At 69.4% G+C, this 14,412-nt stretch carries 15 protein-coding genes; 9 read left to right on the top strand and 6 right to left on the bottom strand.

Translation table 11 applies throughout. The annotated features are described in order from the left end of the window. Window positions 1-145: 145 nt before the first annotated feature. Both Q5H91_RS03915 and Q5H91_RS03910 read left to right on the top strand, forming a co-directional pair. The gene (locus Q5H91_RS03915; RefSeq protein ID WP_305171903.1) at window positions 146-2,539 is read left to right on the top strand and encodes a hybrid sensor histidine kinase/response regulator; all 2,394 of its coding nucleotides are present in this window, start codon (window positions 146-148) and stop codon (window positions 2,537-2,539) included. 16 nt (window positions 2,540-2,555) lie between these two features. Continuing rightward, window positions 2,556-2,903: a response regulator gene (locus Q5H91_RS03910; protein ID WP_305171902.1), complete on the top strand. Its 348-nt coding sequence runs from the start codon at window positions 2,556-2,558 to the stop codon at window positions 2,901-2,903. A gap of 31 nt (window positions 2,904-2,934) precedes the next feature. Here the strand turns inward: Q5H91_RS03910 and Q5H91_RS03905 are convergent, their stop codons facing one another. Continuing rightward, a complete protein-coding gene (locus Q5H91_RS03905; RefSeq protein WP_305171901.1) occupies window positions 2,935-3,498 on the bottom strand; it encodes a DUF1993 domain-containing protein in 564 nt (187 codons plus the stop codon). 131 nt (window positions 3,499-3,629) lie between these two features. Here Q5H91_RS03905 and ilvD point away from each other — a divergent pair, with 131 nt between their 5' ends. Genes ilvD through Q5H91_RS03890 form a run of 3 tightly spaced genes read left to right on the top strand, consistent with a single transcriptional unit; the run spans window position 3,630 to window position 7,925 of the window. Next, complete coding sequence (ilvD, locus tag Q5H91_RS03900) at window positions 3,630-5,360, top strand: dihydroxy-acid dehydratase (protein ID WP_305171900.1); 1,731 nt, start codon at window positions 3,630-3,632, stop codon at window positions 5,358-5,360. A gap of 46 nt (window positions 5,361-5,406) precedes the next feature. Then, the gene (locus tag Q5H91_RS03895; protein WP_305171898.1) at window positions 5,407-6,762 is read left to right on the top strand and encodes an NAD(P)H-hydrate dehydratase; all 1,356 of its coding nucleotides are present in this window, start codon (window positions 5,407-5,409) and stop codon (window positions 6,760-6,762) included. Further along, window positions 6,759-7,925, top strand: coding sequence for a class I SAM-dependent RNA methyltransferase (locus Q5H91_RS03890; RefSeq protein ID WP_305171897.1), 1,167 nt, complete (start codon window positions 6,759-6,761; stop codon window positions 7,923-7,925). The genes Q5H91_RS03895 and Q5H91_RS03890 overlap by 4 nt, the downstream gene beginning before the upstream one ends. On the opposite strand, the gene truA is transcribed toward Q5H91_RS03890, so the two are convergent. Then, complete coding sequence (gene truA, locus Q5H91_RS03885; protein WP_305171896.1) at window positions 7,922-8,662, bottom strand: tRNA pseudouridine(38-40) synthase TruA; 741 nt, start codon at window positions 8,660-8,662, stop codon at window positions 7,922-7,924. The genes Q5H91_RS03890 and truA overlap by 4 nt on opposite strands. Further along, a complete protein-coding gene (fmt, locus tag Q5H91_RS03880; protein ID WP_305171895.1) occupies window positions 8,659-9,570 on the bottom strand; it encodes a methionyl-tRNA formyltransferase in 912 nt (303 codons plus the stop codon). The genes truA and fmt overlap by 4 nt, the downstream gene beginning before the upstream one ends. 54 nt (window positions 9,571-9,624) lie before the next feature. Between fmt and recR the strand changes: the two genes are divergently transcribed. The 4 genes from recR (at window position 9,625) to Q5H91_RS03860 (ending at window position 12,573) form a co-directional block, all read left to right on the top strand. Next, on the top strand, window positions 9,625-10,221 hold the full coding sequence (recR, locus tag Q5H91_RS03875; RefSeq protein WP_305171894.1) for a recombination mediator RecR: 597 nt from the start codon (window positions 9,625-9,627) through the stop codon (window positions 10,219-10,221). Window positions 10,222-10,260: 39 nt separating this feature from the next. Next, window positions 10,261-10,785 (top strand): peptide deformylase, encoded by a 525-nt coding sequence (def, locus tag Q5H91_RS03870; RefSeq protein ID WP_305171893.1) that lies wholly within the window; start codon window positions 10,261-10,263, stop codon window positions 10,783-10,785. A 109-nt stretch (window positions 10,786-10,894) separates the two neighbouring features. Beyond that, the gene (locus Q5H91_RS03865) at window positions 10,895-12,349 is read left to right on the top strand and encodes a DNA recombination protein RmuC (RefSeq protein WP_305171892.1); all 1,455 of its coding nucleotides are present in this window, start codon (window positions 10,895-10,897) and stop codon (window positions 12,347-12,349) included. After that, window positions 12,346-12,573, top strand: coding sequence for a hypothetical protein (locus tag Q5H91_RS03860; protein WP_305171891.1), 228 nt, complete (start codon window positions 12,346-12,348; stop codon window positions 12,571-12,573). The genes Q5H91_RS03865 and Q5H91_RS03860 overlap by 4 nt, the downstream gene beginning before the upstream one ends. A 221-nt stretch (window positions 12,574-12,794) precedes the next feature. Here the strand turns inward: Q5H91_RS03860 and Q5H91_RS03855 are convergent, their stop codons facing one another. From Q5H91_RS03855 to Q5H91_RS03845, 3 genes are all read right to left on the bottom strand, one after another. Then, window positions 12,795-13,595 (bottom strand): TrmH family RNA methyltransferase, encoded by an 801-nt coding sequence (locus tag Q5H91_RS03855; RefSeq protein WP_305171890.1) that lies wholly within the window; start codon window positions 13,593-13,595, stop codon window positions 12,795-12,797. A gap of 120 nt (window positions 13,596-13,715) precedes the next feature. Beyond that, window positions 13,716-13,985, bottom strand: a complete 270-nt coding sequence (locus Q5H91_RS03850) for an HPr family phosphocarrier protein (RefSeq protein ID WP_305171889.1) — start codon at window positions 13,983-13,985, stop codon at window positions 13,716-13,718. Beyond that, window positions 13,982-14,389, bottom strand: coding sequence for a PTS sugar transporter subunit IIA (locus tag Q5H91_RS03845; RefSeq protein WP_305171888.1), 408 nt, complete (start codon window positions 14,387-14,389; stop codon window positions 13,982-13,984). The genes Q5H91_RS03850 and Q5H91_RS03845 overlap by 4 nt, the downstream gene beginning before the upstream one ends. Window positions 14,390-14,412 lie beyond the last annotated feature (23 nt).

Genomic DNA, 14,412 nt, shown 5'->3' with positions numbered 1-14,412 from the left:
CTGCATCCCGGCGTGCGCCGGGATGATGCTTTAGGACTCTCCTGCGACGCGGAGCGTGAGGCGCAACACGCCCAGCCGCCCGTGCGGGCCGACCGGTGCCGCCCGCCCGCTTGACGCACCCGCCCGCCGCGCCCGAAGAGGGTGCATGCCGTTCGCGTCCCGTATCTCCCCCGTCCGCACCGCCGCGCTGATCGCGGGGCTCGCCGCCCTTTTGTCGGCGGGGCTGGTCCTTGTCTTCGCGCGTGACTGGACGGTGGCGGCCGGGTTCCTCGGCGCCGGGATAGTCGCCGGTGGCGTGGCGATCGCCTGGCGGCTGCTGGCGCCGGTGGCACCGCCGGCGCTGCGCGCCATCGACTGGAACCTGTCGCGCGCGATCGCCTCTGCCAATGACGACCCGGTCGCGGTCACCGATCGCGGTGGCCGGCTGGTCTGCGCCAACGACGCGTTCGTCGAGCTATTCCCCGACCTGCCGACCCCGCCCGGGCTGCCACTGAGCGCGGAGGCGATCGACATGCTGGCCTCGGCCGGACGGACCGCGTGGCGCGACGGAGTGGCGGAGTTGGAGGGGGTCGATGACCTTTACGACATCACCGTCAACCGGGCGGGCGACGAGGCTGACATGCTGGTGTGGCGCGTCGGCCGTCGCCACTCGCGCGACGCGCTCGAGTCGCTTCGCCAGCTGATCGCCGGGCCGATCGGCGACCGGCTCGGCCGGGCAGGGGCGATGGCGGCGCTGGTCGCGCACGACGGCACGGTGATCGCCGCCGACCCCGGCCTGACCCGTCGTGCGCTGGGAGAGGGCGGAGGGACGCTCGACGGGCGCGATCTGGCGACTGTGATCGCGGGCGACGGTCGCGGCATGCTGCGGCTGGCGCGCGAGGGGGAACGCGGTCCACCGCTGCGCTTCGTCGAGATCCCGTTCCTGGAGGCGGAGGATGCGCCGCTGATGGTGCTGCTGCTCGACGACCTCGCCGCGCCGGTCGCGGCAGTCGGCGGGTCGGGGTCGGAGCATGTGCGCTCGTTCGTCGGGCTGATGCCGTTCGGCATGGCGCTGGTCGACCGGGAAGGCCGTTTTCTGCAGATGAACAACGCCTTTGTCCGCGCCGCGGCGGTCGATCCCGCCGCCATGCCGCTCTATCCGGGCGACCTGGTGGTGCGCGAGGACAAGGCGGCAGTCGCCGACGCGATCCGCCGCTTCGCAAGCGGCGCAACGCACTCCGCGGACATGGCGGTCCGGCTGAAGGATCATCCCGACGAGCCCGTATCGCTGACCATCGCCGGCGCGCGAGGCTTGGGCGACGCGGCCGTGCTGCTCAGCCTGAAGAGCAATTCCGAGGAAACCCGCCTGAAACGCGAGGTCGCACAGGCGACCAAGATGCAGGCGGTCGGCCAGCTGGCCGGGGGCGTCGCGCATGATTTCAACAACATCCTGACCGCGATCCTGGGCCATTGCGACCTGATGCTAATGCGTCACTCGCCAGGCGACAGCGATTATGACGACATCCAGCAGATCCGCACCAACTCGAACCGCGCCGCAAGCCTGACCCGCCAGCTGCTCGCATTCAGCCGCCAGCAGACCCTGCGTCCGCAGATCCTGCAGCTGCCCGACGTGGTGTCAGAGGTGTCGACCCTGTTGAAGCGGCTGATGGGCGAGACGGTGCGGCTGGACGTCAGCCACGGTCGCGGGCTGGGGCCGGTCCGCGCCGACCCGGGGCAGCTGGAGCAGGTCGTCGTCAACCTGGCGGTCAATGCCCGCGACGCGATGCTGACCGCCAACCCGAATGGCGGCGGCACGCTGACCATCCAGACATGTGCAGTATCCGCAGCGGAAGTGCGGGCGATGAAGAACGACATCCTGCCCGTCGCCGACTATACCGCCCTGTCGGTCTGCGACACGGGCACGGGCATTCCCGCCGACGTGCTGCCCAAGATCTTCGAGCCCTTCTTCACCACCAAGGAAACCGGCAAAGGCACCGGCCTGGGCCTTTCCACCGTGTACGGCATCGTCAAACAGTCCGGTGGCTGGATCTTCGCTGATTCGAAGCCCGGCAAGGGCGCGACCTTCACCATGTACCTGCCCGTCCACGCTGCCGGTCCGGCGCCCGCCGTCCGGGCGCCGGTGAAGACACCGCCACGCGTCGACCCGGCCTGGGGGCAGGGGACGATCCTGCTGGTCGAGGATGAGGACATGGTCCGTGCGGTGGCCGAGCGTGCGCTGACCCGACAGGGATATACGGTGCTGACCGCCGAGAATGGCGAGGCGGCGCTGGAGCTGATCGAGACGGCGGCACGACCCGACCTGCTCATCAGCGATGTCGTGATGCCATCGATGGATGGACCCACGATGGTCCGAAAAGTCCGAGAACGCTATCCGGATCTTCCCGTTCTGTTCATGTCGGGTTATGCCGAGGAACAGCTGCGCAAGTCGATAGACCTCGACAATGTCGCCTTTCTTCCCAAGCCCTTCTCGGTCCAGCAGCTCGCCGACGCGGCGCGATTGGCGGGACAGGCGAACCCGTTGCCAGATCGTTCCGATTGAGGCAAAGGCGGGCACGATGACCGCCAAGAACATCCTGATCGTCGAAGACGAACCGCTGATCGCGATGATGCTCGAGGACTTCCTCGAGATCCTCGAGCAGACCGTTGCCGGCAATGCCGACACCGTCGCTGGTGCGCTCGAACGGGTGGAGCAGGGCGGTATCGACGCCGCGATCCTCGACCTGAACCTGCGGGGCGGCGAGAAGAGCACCCCGGTGGCGCAGGCGCTGGCCGATGCCGGCGTACCCTTCGTCTTCGCGACCGGTGGCAGCGACGACAGCGTCGACGAACGCTTTCGCGACCGGCCGGTCCTGCAGAAGCCGTTCACGATGGACGGCGTGGCGAAGGCGCTGGCGGCGCTGTAAGGACGCAGGGGCCGCTCTTCCGCCCTGCCTGCTATGACGAAGGCAGCGTGCCGGGACGCAGATATGCGAACATGTGCGCGACATAGTCGGCCTTGCCCAACATGACGCCCTGCGCGCGAAGGATCGCGTAGGCCGTCATCACATGGAAGTAGAACTGCGGCAGCGCCCAGTCGCGCGCATATTGCTCGGCAGTCAGGTCGAAGACCATGCCCTGCGGCAGTGCATGGGCGATCGCCGTAGCGGGATCCATGCTGGGCATATCCGACGCGGCACGTTCCACCACTGCCAGCGTTTCGCCGATCCGCGCCTGCGCGTCCGCGATCGATCCGGGACGCTCCGCAGCGTTGCGGCCCTCGTCCAACAGCGTCGTGATCGAGGGCGAAAACGTCTCTCCCCGCAGCCGGAACACGCCCTCCTGCGCCTGCACGCAGGCGAAGCGCACTTGGGTGGACAGCGGAAACATGTCTGGCGCCAGTCGCGCCGTCAGCAATGCCTCTGCATCGTCCGGCCGCTGCTCCGCGGCCTTGCCGAGCCAGGATGAGAGGGCACCCAGCATTTGCACGTAGGTGGGCAGGAGGAGTTCGGGGAGGATCATGATGTTCTCTGTGCGGCGCAGACGATCCCTCTACGGCGCTGTATCGATTACGGCCATATGGTCCAGCGGAGGGCTGTGATGCGCAATTTGCTTGCGCCAACCCCGCCGTGCGCGACATAGGCGACGCCATCATGACCGACAGTGCATCCCGTTTCGACAAGTCCCGCCTGCCCAGCCGCCACGTTTCCGTCGGCCCCGAGCGCGCACCGCATCGCAGCTATTATTACGCGATGGGGATCACCGAGGAGGAGATCGCAAGGCCGTTCGTCGCGCTCGCCTCTGCCGGTAACAATTCCGCGCCGTGCAACACCGCGCTCGATGCGCAGGCCGATGCCGCGCAGCGCGGGGTGGTCGAGGGCGGCGGACTGCCGCGGCGGTTCAATACCATCACCGTTACCGACGGCATCGCGATGGGCCATCAGGGGATGAAATCCTCTCTGGTCAGCCGCGAGGTGATCGCCGATTCGATCGAGCTGTCGATACGCGGCCATTGCTACGACGCGCTGGTGGGCTTTGCCGGCTGCGACAAGTCGCTGCCGGGCATGATGATGGCGATGCTGCGGCTGAACGTGCCGTCGATCTTCGTCTATGGCGGATCGATCCTGCCTGGCCGGTACCACGATCGCGACGTCACCGTTGTCGACGTGTTCGAGGTGGTCGGCCGCTACGCCGCGGGCGCCTGTCCGCTGGGTGAGGTGCACGAACTCGAGAAGGTCGCGTGTCCCGGGCACGGCGCATGCGGCGGCCAGTACACCGCCAACACCATGGCGTGCGTCGGCGAGGCGATCGGGCTGAGCCTGCCCAACAGCAACATGGTGCCCGCGCCCTATACCAGCCGCGAGCAGATCGCGGTCGCGGCCGGTGCGCAGGTAATGGAGCTGATCGCCGCCAACATCCGCCCGCGCGACATCTGTACGCGCGAGGCGTTCGTGAACGCTGCCCGGATCGTCGCGGCGACCGGCGGGTCGACCAACGGCGCGCTCCACCTGCCGGCGATGGCACACGAGGCAGGGATCACGTTCGACCTGTTCGACGTCGCCGAGATCTTCAAGACGACGCCGTACATCGCCGACCTGAAGCCGGGCGGGAAATACGTCGCCAAGGACATGTACGACGCCGGCGGCATCTACATGCTGATGAAGACGCTGATGGCCGAGGGGCTGCTTCACGGCGAGTGCATGACCGTGACCGGCCGCACGCTCGCCGAGAATATCGAGCGGGTGACGTGGAACCCGGACCAGAAGGTCATCTACGACGCGAAGACGCCGATCACTCCGACCGGCGGCGTCGTCGGGCTGCGCGGTTCGCTAGCGCCCGAGGGGGCGATCGTGAAGGTCGCGGGCATGCACCGGCTGCAGTTCGAGGGGCCGGCGCGCTGCTTCGACTGCGAGGAGGAAGCCTTTGCCGCGGTGGAGGCGCGCTCGATCGTCGAGGGCGAGGTGGTCGTCATCCGTTATGAGGGGCCAAAGGGCGGTCCCGGGATGCGCGAGATGCTGTCGACGACGGCGGCGCTCTATGGCCTGGGCATGGGCGAGAAGGTCGCTCTCATCACCGACGGGCGCTTCTCGGGGGCGACGCGCGGCTTCTGTATCGGCCATGTCGGGCCGGAAGCGGCCGACTGCGGACCGATCGCCCTGGTCGAGAATGGCGACACGATCCGTATCGATGCCGAGGCGGGCACGATCGACCTGCTGGTCGACGACGCGGTGCTTGCCGAGCGGCGTGCCGCATGGCGGCCACGGGTCAATGACTATCAGTCGGGCGCACTGTGGCGGTATGCCCAGAATGTCGGCCCCGCCTGGGCGGGCGCGGTGACGCATCCCGGCGCGCAGGCGGAGCGGCACGTCTACGCGGATATCTGACGCCGATGCTTTGACGGACTTCGCGCGGCGGTCCAAAGCCGTCGCCATGTCCCCGATCACCGGCACCCCGATCCTGACCGCGGCAGAGATGCGCTCTGCGGAAGCCGCGCATGGCGATTCCGCGTTCCTGATGGAGCAGGCGGGGCAGGGGATAGCCGGCGCGATCCGCCGGCTGGTCGCGGGGGCAGAGGTGCTGATCCTCTGCGGCCCCGGAAACAATGGCGGCGACGGTTATGTCGCGGCGCGGCTGCTGCGGGAACAGGGGCATGCCGTGCGGATCGCCGCCGCTGGCGAGCCGAAGAGTGATCTGGCGCGTGCAGCCCGCACCCGCTGGGACGGGCCGGTGGAGCCGCTCGCCGAGGCGCAGCCCGCCCCGGTGCTGGTCGACGCGCTGTTCGGCACCGGCCTGTCTCGCCCCTTGCCCGACGGGGTGGCAACGGACCTTCACCGTCTGGCCGAAGCGGCGCGGTTCCGCGTCGCCATCGACCTGCCGAGCGGCGTTGCCAGCGATGACGGCTGCTGCCTGAGCATGGTGCCGCGCTTCGACCTGACCCTGGCGCTGGGTTCGGCCAAGCCGGCGCACCTTCTCTATCCGGCGGCGGGCCTGATGGGCGAGGTGCGGCTGATCGATCTCGGCCTCGCGCCCGTTTCGCGCGCGTCGGTCATGCGCCGCGCCGACCTGCCGGAGCCCGGGCCGGCCAGCCACAAATATTCGCGCGGCATGGTCGCGGTGGTCGCCGGCCGGATGGGCGGGGCGGCGGAACTGGCAGCGGTGTCGGCACTCCGCGCAGGCGCAGGATATGTCCTGCATCTCGGTGGACGCGATCCGAAGGGAGCACCACACGCCGTCGTCCGTCGCCGCTGGTCGGCAGAGGCGCTGGACGATGTGCGCATCGGGGCGGTGGTGATCGGCCCTGGTCTCGGCCGCGACGATGACGCACGCGCCAGGCTCGACGCCGTGCTCGCCAGCGGCCGGCCGCTGGTGATCGACGGCGACGCGCTCCACCTGCTCGATCCCGATGCGCCGCGCGGCGCACCCGCCATCCTGACCCCGCACCAGGGCGAGTTCGACGCGCTGTTCGGCAAGGGGGAAGGAAGCCGTATCGACCGCGCCCGTGCCGCGGCAGCGCGGAGCGGCGCGACCGTGGTGCTGAAGGGGCCGGACACCGTCATCGCCGATCCGGACGGCCGGGTGATCGTGGCCACGGGTGGCAGCCCATGGCTGTCGACGGCGGGTACGGGGGACGTTCTGGCCGGAGCGACCGGTGCGATGCTGTCGGCGGGGCTGTCGCCGTTCGATGCCGCCACCGCCGCCGTCCGGCTGCACGGCCGTGCGGCCGTGGCGTGCGGGCGATCCTTCATTGCCGACGACCTCGCCGCCGCGCTATCGCGCGTTCGATGAGCCCTATCCTCCGTGTGGCAGCGCGTGGCGACGGCGTCGCCGCAGATGGCCGCCACGCCGCCTTCGCCGCTCCCGGTGACCAGCTTACCGACGATGGTCAGGTCGTGCCCGGACCCCATCATCAGGACGCGCCCTGCCGGCACTTTCCCGAATGCGGCGGGTGCCAGCTCCAGCATCTCGACGATACCGCGTTCTCGGCGTTCTGCATCGATCGGGTCGCGAGCGCGCTCGATGCGCAGGGGCTGTCGGCACCGATCCGCCCCGCACTGCTGTCGCCGCCGCGCACCCGGCGCCGCGCGACGCTCCATGCCGAGCGCGGCCTGATCGGCTTTGCGGCGGAGGGGAGCCATCAGATCGTCGACCTGCGCGAGTGCCATGTGCTGCTTCCGGAGCTGTTCGCGCTCGTCGCGCCGCTTCGGGCGCTGTTCCAGAAGCTGGGGCTGAAGCGGCGTGCCGACGTTCATCTTGCGCTTGCCGATCAGGGGCCGGACGTTCTGGTCACCGGATGGGCACCGACGGGACTCGCGGCCGCCGAGGCGCTCACCGCCTTTTGCGAGCGGCACGGCATTGCCCGCTTCTCGGTCGACGACGGGCTGGGCGCAGAGGCGCGGTGGGAGCCGCAGCCGGTCACGATCGCACTCGGCGGCGTGCCCGTGGCATTGCCCGCCGGTGCCTTCTTGCAGGCGACGCAGGACGGCGAGGACGCACTCGTCACCGCCGTACGCGAGGCGGTCTATGGTGCCACGACGGTTGCCGACCTGTTCGCGGGGCTCGGCACCTTCGCGCTGTCGCTGCCGGCAAAGGTCTATGCCGCAGAGGGCGCGCGCGACGCGCTGTTCGCGCTCAAGGCGGCGGCGAACATGCGCGGCCGACCGGTGTTCCCCGAGCACCGCGACCTGTATCGCCGGCCGCTGACCGTCACCGAACTCGATCGCTTCGACGCGGTGGTGCTCGATCCCCCCCGCGCCGGTGCGCGCGATCAGGCGGCGGCGCTGGCCGCGTGCAGCGTCGGCAGCATCGCCTATGTCTCCTGCAATCCGTCGAGCTTCGCACGCGATGCCAAAGGGATGGTACAGGCCGGGTGGCGGATCGACTGGATCCAGCCGGTCGGCCAGTTCCGCTGGTCGACCCATGTCGAGCTGGCCGCGCGCTTCATCCGCTAGGGGTATGTCGCGCCGGTAAAGAACAGGCCGTCCGGCGGGGCGTTCAGCCCCAGCCGGGCGCGATCCCTTGCCGCCAGCGCCGCGCCGACCTCGTCGGGCGACCATCGTCCCATGCCGACCAGCGCGAGGCACCCGACCATCGAGCGGACCTGATGGTGGAGGAAGGAGCGCGCCGCCGCCTCCACCACGATCATGTCGGCGTCGCGGATCACCGCCAGCCGGTCGAGTGTCCGCACCGGGCTGTCCGCCTGGCAATGGGCCGAGCGGAAGGTGGTGAAATCGTGCCGCCCGACCAGCAGCGCCGCCCCCGCCGCCATCGCCTCCGCATCGAGCGGCTGCGGCACCTGCCACGCCAGCCCGCGCTCGAAGGTCAGCGGCGCGCGGCGGTTCACGATACGATACTCGTACGACCGGCCGAGGCACGAGAAGCGCGCGTGCCAGTCGTCCGCCACCACCTGACATGCCAGCACAGCGACCGGCGCGGGGCGGAGGAGCGCGTTCAGCGCCTCCATCAGGCGGAACGGCGCGATCGGCTTGGCGATGTCGCAGTGCGCGCGCATCGCCAGTGCGTGGACGCCGGCATCGGTCCGCCCCGCCGCGTGCACCGCGACCGTCTCGCCGGTCAGCGCTCGTGCTGCCTCTTCCAGCGCCTGTTGGACCGAGGGACCGTGCGCCTGTCGCTGCCAGCCCATGAAGGGCCGGCCGTCATATTCCACCGTCAGCGCGAACCGCGTCAAAGCCGGGTGCCCGGCGGGATCGGAAAGCCGCGCAGCATCTCTTCTGCGGAGGTCACGCCACGGCCGGCGCGTTGAACATGGGTCGGTATCAGCACCCCTGATGTACAGGCAATTTCCAGCGCCGCACCGACTACGGTGCCTGATTCAGCAACTGGCGCGCGTCCATCGGCAACCGCCTCGAGTATCTTCACCCGCTCGCCCGCCACCTCGAACCACGCGCCAGGCGCCGGGTTCATCGCGCGGACCAGCCGTTCGAGCTCGATCGCAGGCCGGTCGAACCCGATCCGCGCCTCTGCCTTGTCGATCTTCGCGGCATAGGTAACGCCGTCCTCGGGCTGCGGCACCGGCGGATAGGCGTCCGGCTGGGCCAGCACCCTCACCATCAGCGCCGCGCCGAGCGCCGCCAGTTCTTCGGTCAGCGCACCCGCCGTCTTGCCGTCGACCGCCGTTCGGCCTTCCAGTCGCACCGGTCCCGTGTCCAGCCCGGCCTCCATCTGCATGATGCCGACACCCGTCTCTGCATCGCCGGCCAGGATCGCGCGCTGCACCGGTGCCGCGCCACGCCAGCGCGGCAGCAGCGATCCGTGGACGTTCAGGCAGCCGAGCCGAGGTGCTGCCAGCACGGGACGCGGGAGGATCAGGCCATAGGCGGCAACGACCGCAACGTCGGCGTCGAGCGCCGCGAACGCGTCCTGCTCCTCCGCGCCCTTCAGCGACACCGGCGTGCGTACCGGGATGCCGAGCGCGGTCGCACGCTGCTCGACGGGGGAGGGAACCAGCTCGCGCCCGCGCCGCCCGCCCGGCCGGGCCGGCTGGCTGTACGCCGCCACGACATCGTGCCCGGCCGTCACCAGCGCATCCAGCGTCGGCACCGCGAAGCCCGGCGTTCCCATGAAGATGATCCGCATGGCCGGCGCTGTCTCCGCTGGCGCGGGGCAGCGCAACCCCCTATCTGTTCCGGCATGGCCTCCCCCGAGATCGAAGCCCTGACCCAGGCGCTTGCCCGCCTGCCCGGGCTCGGTCCGCGCTCGGCGCGGCGCGCGGTACTTCATCTGCTCAAGAAGCGTGAGGCGGCGCTCGGGCCCTTGCTCGCCGCGCTGGCGGCTGTGGAGGAACGGCTGGAGACTTGCGGAACCTGCGGCAATGTCGACACCGCCGATCCGTGCGCGATCTGCGCCGACCCCCGCCGGGACGCGCGGGCGCTGTGCGTGGTCGAGGAGGTCGCCGATCTATGGGCGCTGGAGCGCTCGCGGCTCTTTCCCGGCCGCTTCCATGTGCTGGGTGGTCGACTTTCGGCGCTGGAAGGCGTGCGGCCGGAGGACCTGTCGATCGACGCGCTGGTCCGCCGGATCGAGGAGGGCGGCATCGATGAGGTCGTGCTGGCAATGAACGCAACGCTGGAGGGGCAGACCACCGCCCATTACCTCGCCGAGCGGATCGAGCGGTTCCCGGTGCGCCTTACCCAATTGGCGCACGGCCTGCCGGTGGGAGGTGAGCTGGATTATCTGGACGAGGGCACGCTTGCTCAGGCGCTGCGCGCGCGGCGGCCGGTGGGCTGATGCTTGACCGGGGCGCCCCTGCCGCCTAGCCGCTCGGGCATGGCCGTCCTTTCCATTGTCGAGATCCCCGATCCCCGCCTCCGCCTTGTCTCCAAGCCTGTCGAGACGATCGACGACGAGGTCCGCACGCTGGTCGCGGACATGACCGAGACGATGTATGCCGCAAGTGGCATCGGCCTGGCGGCGATCCAGGTTGGCATCGATCGCCGCGTTGTCGTCATCGACCTGCAGGATCAGGAGGACGAGGAGGGCAAGCCCGTCCGCAACCCCCGCGCCTATATCAATCCCGAGATCGTGTCGGTGTCCGACGAGCTGTCGACCTATAATGAGGGCTGCCTGTCGATCCCGGAACAATATGCCGAGGTGAAGCGCCCCGCCAGTGCGCGTGTCCGCTGGCTCGATGAGAGCGGTGGCGCACACGAGGAGGATCTGGACGGGCTGCTCGCCACCTGCATGCAGCACGAGATCGACCACTGCGACGGCGTGCTGTTCATTGACCATGTCTCGCGGCTGAAGCGCGACATGCTGCTGAAGAAGCTGGCCAAGCAGCGCCGGCTGGGCTGAATTTGCGCGCACCCCGGCTCGCTTCGTCGCGTCGGGATTGTCACGGTCGCGCCGTTCCGGCTACGTTCCGCCGGATGTACGGTACACACGCCATTTCGGACGGGCGGGCATGATGGAAATCCTGCTCGTCGGTCTTCTCGCCCTTGGCTTCGGGTTGCTGCTGGGCTGGCTGGTCGCCGGCCGGCGCAGCTTTACGCTTGCCAGCGATCTGGCGGTCGCGCAGTCGCGCGCGGCCGATGCCGACCTGATCCGCCAGGCGCGCGACGCGGTCGAGCGCGAGCGCAACGCGGCGATGCAGGAGGTCGCCAGCCTCCGCGCCCAGACTGCCGAGCGCCAAGCGGCGCACGAGGAGGCGCAGCGCCAGCTCCACCACGCCCGCAGCGCGATGCAGGACCTCGCCTCGCTTCGGGCCCAGTCAGAGGAGCGGCAGGCCGCGCACGCCGAGACGCTGCGCCAACTCGCCGAGTTCAAGGAGGCGATGAATGCGCAGTTCGGCGCTGCCGCGGTCAAGGCACTGGAGGCGGCGCAGGCCCAGTTTCTCGAACGCGCGCAGCAGCGCTTCACCGAGTCGGAGCGCTCGCAGGGACAGCGGCTCGCCGCGCTGCTCCAGCCGGTCAACGACCGCCTGCAACGCTATGAGGAGGGCGTCGCCAAGGTGGAGGCGGAGCGCCGCGACGCGTTCGGCGACCTGAAGGGCCAGATCGAGCAGATGCGACTGGGCCAGGAGCGCGTCTCCGGCGAGGCGGCCAAGCTGGTCAACGCGCTGCGCAACGCCCCCAAGGCACGCGGGCGTTGGGGCGAGCAGCAGCTACGCAACGTGCTGGAGACCTGCGGTCTGGCCGAGCACACCGATTTCGCGATGGAGGTCAGCGTCGCGGACGGGGAGGGCGGGCGGCTGCGCCCCGACGCGATCGTGCGCGTGCCCGGCGGCAAGTCGCTCATCATCGATGCCAAGGTGTCGCTCAACGCCTATCAGGACGCGTTCGGCGCGGTCGACGAGGGCGAGCGGCAGCTGGGCCTCGCGCAGCATGCCGCCTCGATGCGCGCGCACGTCAACGGGCTCGGCAACAAGGCGTACTGGGCTCAGTTCGACGACACGCCCGAATATGTCATCATGTTCGTCCCCGGCGAGCATTTCCTCTCCGCCGCGCTGGAGCATGACGCGACGCTGTGGGACTTCGCGTTCGATAAGCGCGTGCTGCTGGCGACACCGACCAACCTGATTGCGATCGCCCGCACCGTGTCGGCCGTGTGGCGGCAGGAGAAACTGGCGAGCGAGGCGCGGGCGATCGGGACGCTGGGCAAGGAACTCTATGATCGCCTCGCCAAGGCATCGGAGGATCTGCGCAAGGTCGGATCGGGTCTGACCAGCGCGGTCAACAACTACAACAGCTTCGTCAGTAGCTTCGAATCGCGTGCGCTGGTGTCCGCCCGCAAGCTGCGCGACTATAATATCGAGCCCGGCGCCCGCGATCTGGCGGTGGTGGAACCGGTGGAGGCGCTCGCCCGCTATGGCGACGAGGCACCGCGACTGGCCGGTGCGACGAGCGGAGCGGCGGAATGAAGGGCATGCATCGGGGGCCGCTGGTGATTGACCGGTCGGGCGATGTCGGCGGGATGATCGCGGGCGACGTCATCGTCCGCTCCGGCGTATGCGCCACCATCGGCGGTATGGTCGGCGGCGACGTGGTGATCGAGGATGGTGCCGAAGTCCGGGTTACCGGCATGGTCGCGGGACGGGTGATCGGCTCGCCGCTCTCCGTGTCGGGGATGGTCGCCGGCCGTTGAGATCGACGGCTGGAGTGTGATCCACTCGGATCGAACCAGCCACTTTGTCTCCCCGGCAGAGGTCGTTGCCTGGTCGAGAAGATCGGCAGGACGACGTGCAACGCACTTCATCACCATCCTCCCAACTGGACCCCGGCCTTCGCCGGGTAGGTGCTTCAGTTTCGGTGGGTCACGCTCTAGTTCCGTCACCCCGGCCTACGCTGGGGTGACGTCTGTCGGGTTCACCCCCGCTGCTGGGCCAGCACCTCATACGCCATCACCGCCGTCGCGACGGCGGCATTCAGGCTGTCGGCCTTGCCCAGCATCGGGATCTTGACCAGCAGGTCGCAGGCGGCGGCATAGTCGTCGGGCATGCCCTGCGCCTCGTTACCGGTCAGCAGGAAGGTCGGCGCCGCATAGCGGGCGGCGCGATAGTCGTGTTCGGTGTCCAGACTTAGGCCGACCAGTTGACCGGGGCCTTGCCGCAGCCATGACAGGAACGCCGTCCACTCGCAGCGGACGACAGGCACGGTGAACAGGGCGCCCATGCTCGCGCGGACCGCCTCGACCGAGAAGGGGTCGACGCACTCGCCGATCAGTACCAGTCCGCCGGCACCCACCGCGTCACCGGTGCGCAGGATGGTGCCGAGATTGCCGGGATCGCGCAGCCGCTCGGCGACCAGCCAGATGCCGGCGGCGCTGCGATCGAGATCGTCCAGCGTCAGCTCGAACTCGTCGAACACGCCGACGACGGCCTGCGGATTGTCTTTGCCCGACAATTTGGAGAGGATGTCGGGCGTCGTCTCGATCGCCTCGCCGCCGGACGCTTCGACCTCGTCGACCAGCGTGCGGACCAGCGGGTGAGCGGCGCTTGCCGGGGCGAAGAACAGCAGAACGGGAAGCCGCCCGGCCTCACGTGCCTCGGTCAGGATACGCAGGCCCTCTGCCAGGAAACGGCGCTGCTCGCGGCGGTGGCGCTTGTCGCGCAGGTCGCGGACGCTCTTGACCAGCGGATTGGAGTAGGCGGTGATCTGGCGGGGCATGGGCGTCTGCTACATCGTCGGGGCGACCGGGCAAAGCCGTGTCGTCGGTCGGCGCTACGCGCCGCCGGCCGGAGGGCCGCTGGTCGGCGAAATAGCGACGCTATTTCGCCTGCGACGCTCTCAATCCTCGCCGAACTTGGCCTCCACCAGTCCGATCAGTTGCCCCACCGCATCCTCGGCACCGTCGCCGCTGGCGCTGATCGTGATCGTGTCGCCCATCGCGGCCCCGAGCATCATGAGGCCCATGATCGAGGTGCCGGTGACCGCGCCGTCGTCTTTCTTGACCTCGACCTCGCAGGGGAGGCCGGAGGCGAGGGTGACGAACTTGGCGCTGGCGCGCGCGTGGAGCCCACGGCGGTTGGTGATGGTGACCTGGCGGCTGACGGTCACGCCGCCGCCTCGCCAAGCACCTCGGACGCTACCGAGATATATTTGCGACCCGCCTCGCGCGCGGCGGCGACCGCGTCGACGACCTTCATCGCCTTGCGCGCGGAGCCCAGGCGGATCAGCATCGGCAGGTTCATGCCCGCGATCACCTCGACCCGGCCGCGTTCCATCAGGCTGATCGCCAGGTTGGACGGGGTGCCGCCGAACAGGTCGGTCAGCACGATGACGCCGCGGCCGACATCGACGTCGGCGATGGCGGCGGCGATGTCCTGCCGCCGTTCCTCCATGTCGTCTTCGGGACCGATGGCGATCGTCGCCACCCGCTCCTGCGGGCCGACGACATGGATCATCGCGGTGACGAACTCGTCGGCCAGCCGCCCATGCGTCACCAGAACGAGACCGATCATAGGGGGCCGATCATACCGGAATG

The sequence above is a fragment of the Sphingomonas aurea genome (assembly GCF_030678875.1).
GTDB lineage: Bacteria > Pseudomonadota > Alphaproteobacteria > Sphingomonadales > Sphingomonadaceae > Sphingomonas > Sphingomonas aurea.
Note: the sequence above shows the minus strand (reverse complement) of the source record. Positions and strands in the feature narration are given on the sequence as shown.

Bases quoted from the DNA above. Each gene is read 5' to 3' on its own strand.
- Q5H91_RS03915 (WP_305171903.1), top strand. From the start codon at position 146: ATGCCGTTCGCGTCCCGTATCTCCCCCGTCCGCACCGCCGCGCTGATC.
- Q5H91_RS03910 (WP_305171902.1), top strand. From the start codon at position 2,556: ATGACCGCCAAGAACATCCTGATCGTCGAAGACGAACCGCTGATCGCG.
- Q5H91_RS03905 (WP_305171901.1), bottom strand. From the start codon at position 3,498: ATGATCCTCCCCGAACTCCTCCTGCCCACCTACGTGCAAATGCTGGGT.
- ilvD (WP_305171900.1), top strand. From the start codon at position 3,630: ATGACCGACAGTGCATCCCGTTTCGACAAGTCCCGCCTGCCCAGCCGC.
- Q5H91_RS03895 (WP_305171898.1), top strand. From the start codon at position 5,407: ATGTCCCCGATCACCGGCACCCCGATCCTGACCGCGGCAGAGATGCGC.
- Q5H91_RS03890 (WP_305171897.1), top strand. From the start codon at position 6,759: ATGAGCCCTATCCTCCGTGTGGCAGCGCGTGGCGACGGCGTCGCCGCA.
- fmt (WP_305171895.1), bottom strand. From the start codon at position 9,570: ATGCGGATCATCTTCATGGGAACGCCGGGCTTCGCGGTGCCGACGCTG.
- recR (WP_305171894.1), top strand. From the start codon at position 9,625: ATGGCCTCCCCCGAGATCGAAGCCCTGACCCAGGCGCTTGCCCGCCTG.
- def (WP_305171893.1), top strand. From the start codon at position 10,261: ATGGCCGTCCTTTCCATTGTCGAGATCCCCGATCCCCGCCTCCGCCTT.
- Q5H91_RS03865 (WP_305171892.1), top strand. From the start codon at position 10,895: ATGATGGAAATCCTGCTCGTCGGTCTTCTCGCCCTTGGCTTCGGGTTG.
- Q5H91_RS03860 (WP_305171891.1), top strand. From the start codon at position 12,346: ATGAAGGGCATGCATCGGGGGCCGCTGGTGATTGACCGGTCGGGCGAT.
- Q5H91_RS03855 (WP_305171890.1), bottom strand. From the start codon at position 13,595: ATGCCCCGCCAGATCACCGCCTACTCCAATCCGCTGGTCAAGAGCGTC.
- Q5H91_RS03845 (WP_305171888.1), bottom strand. From the start codon at position 14,389: ATGATCGGTCTCGTTCTGGTGACGCATGGGCGGCTGGCCGACGAGTTC.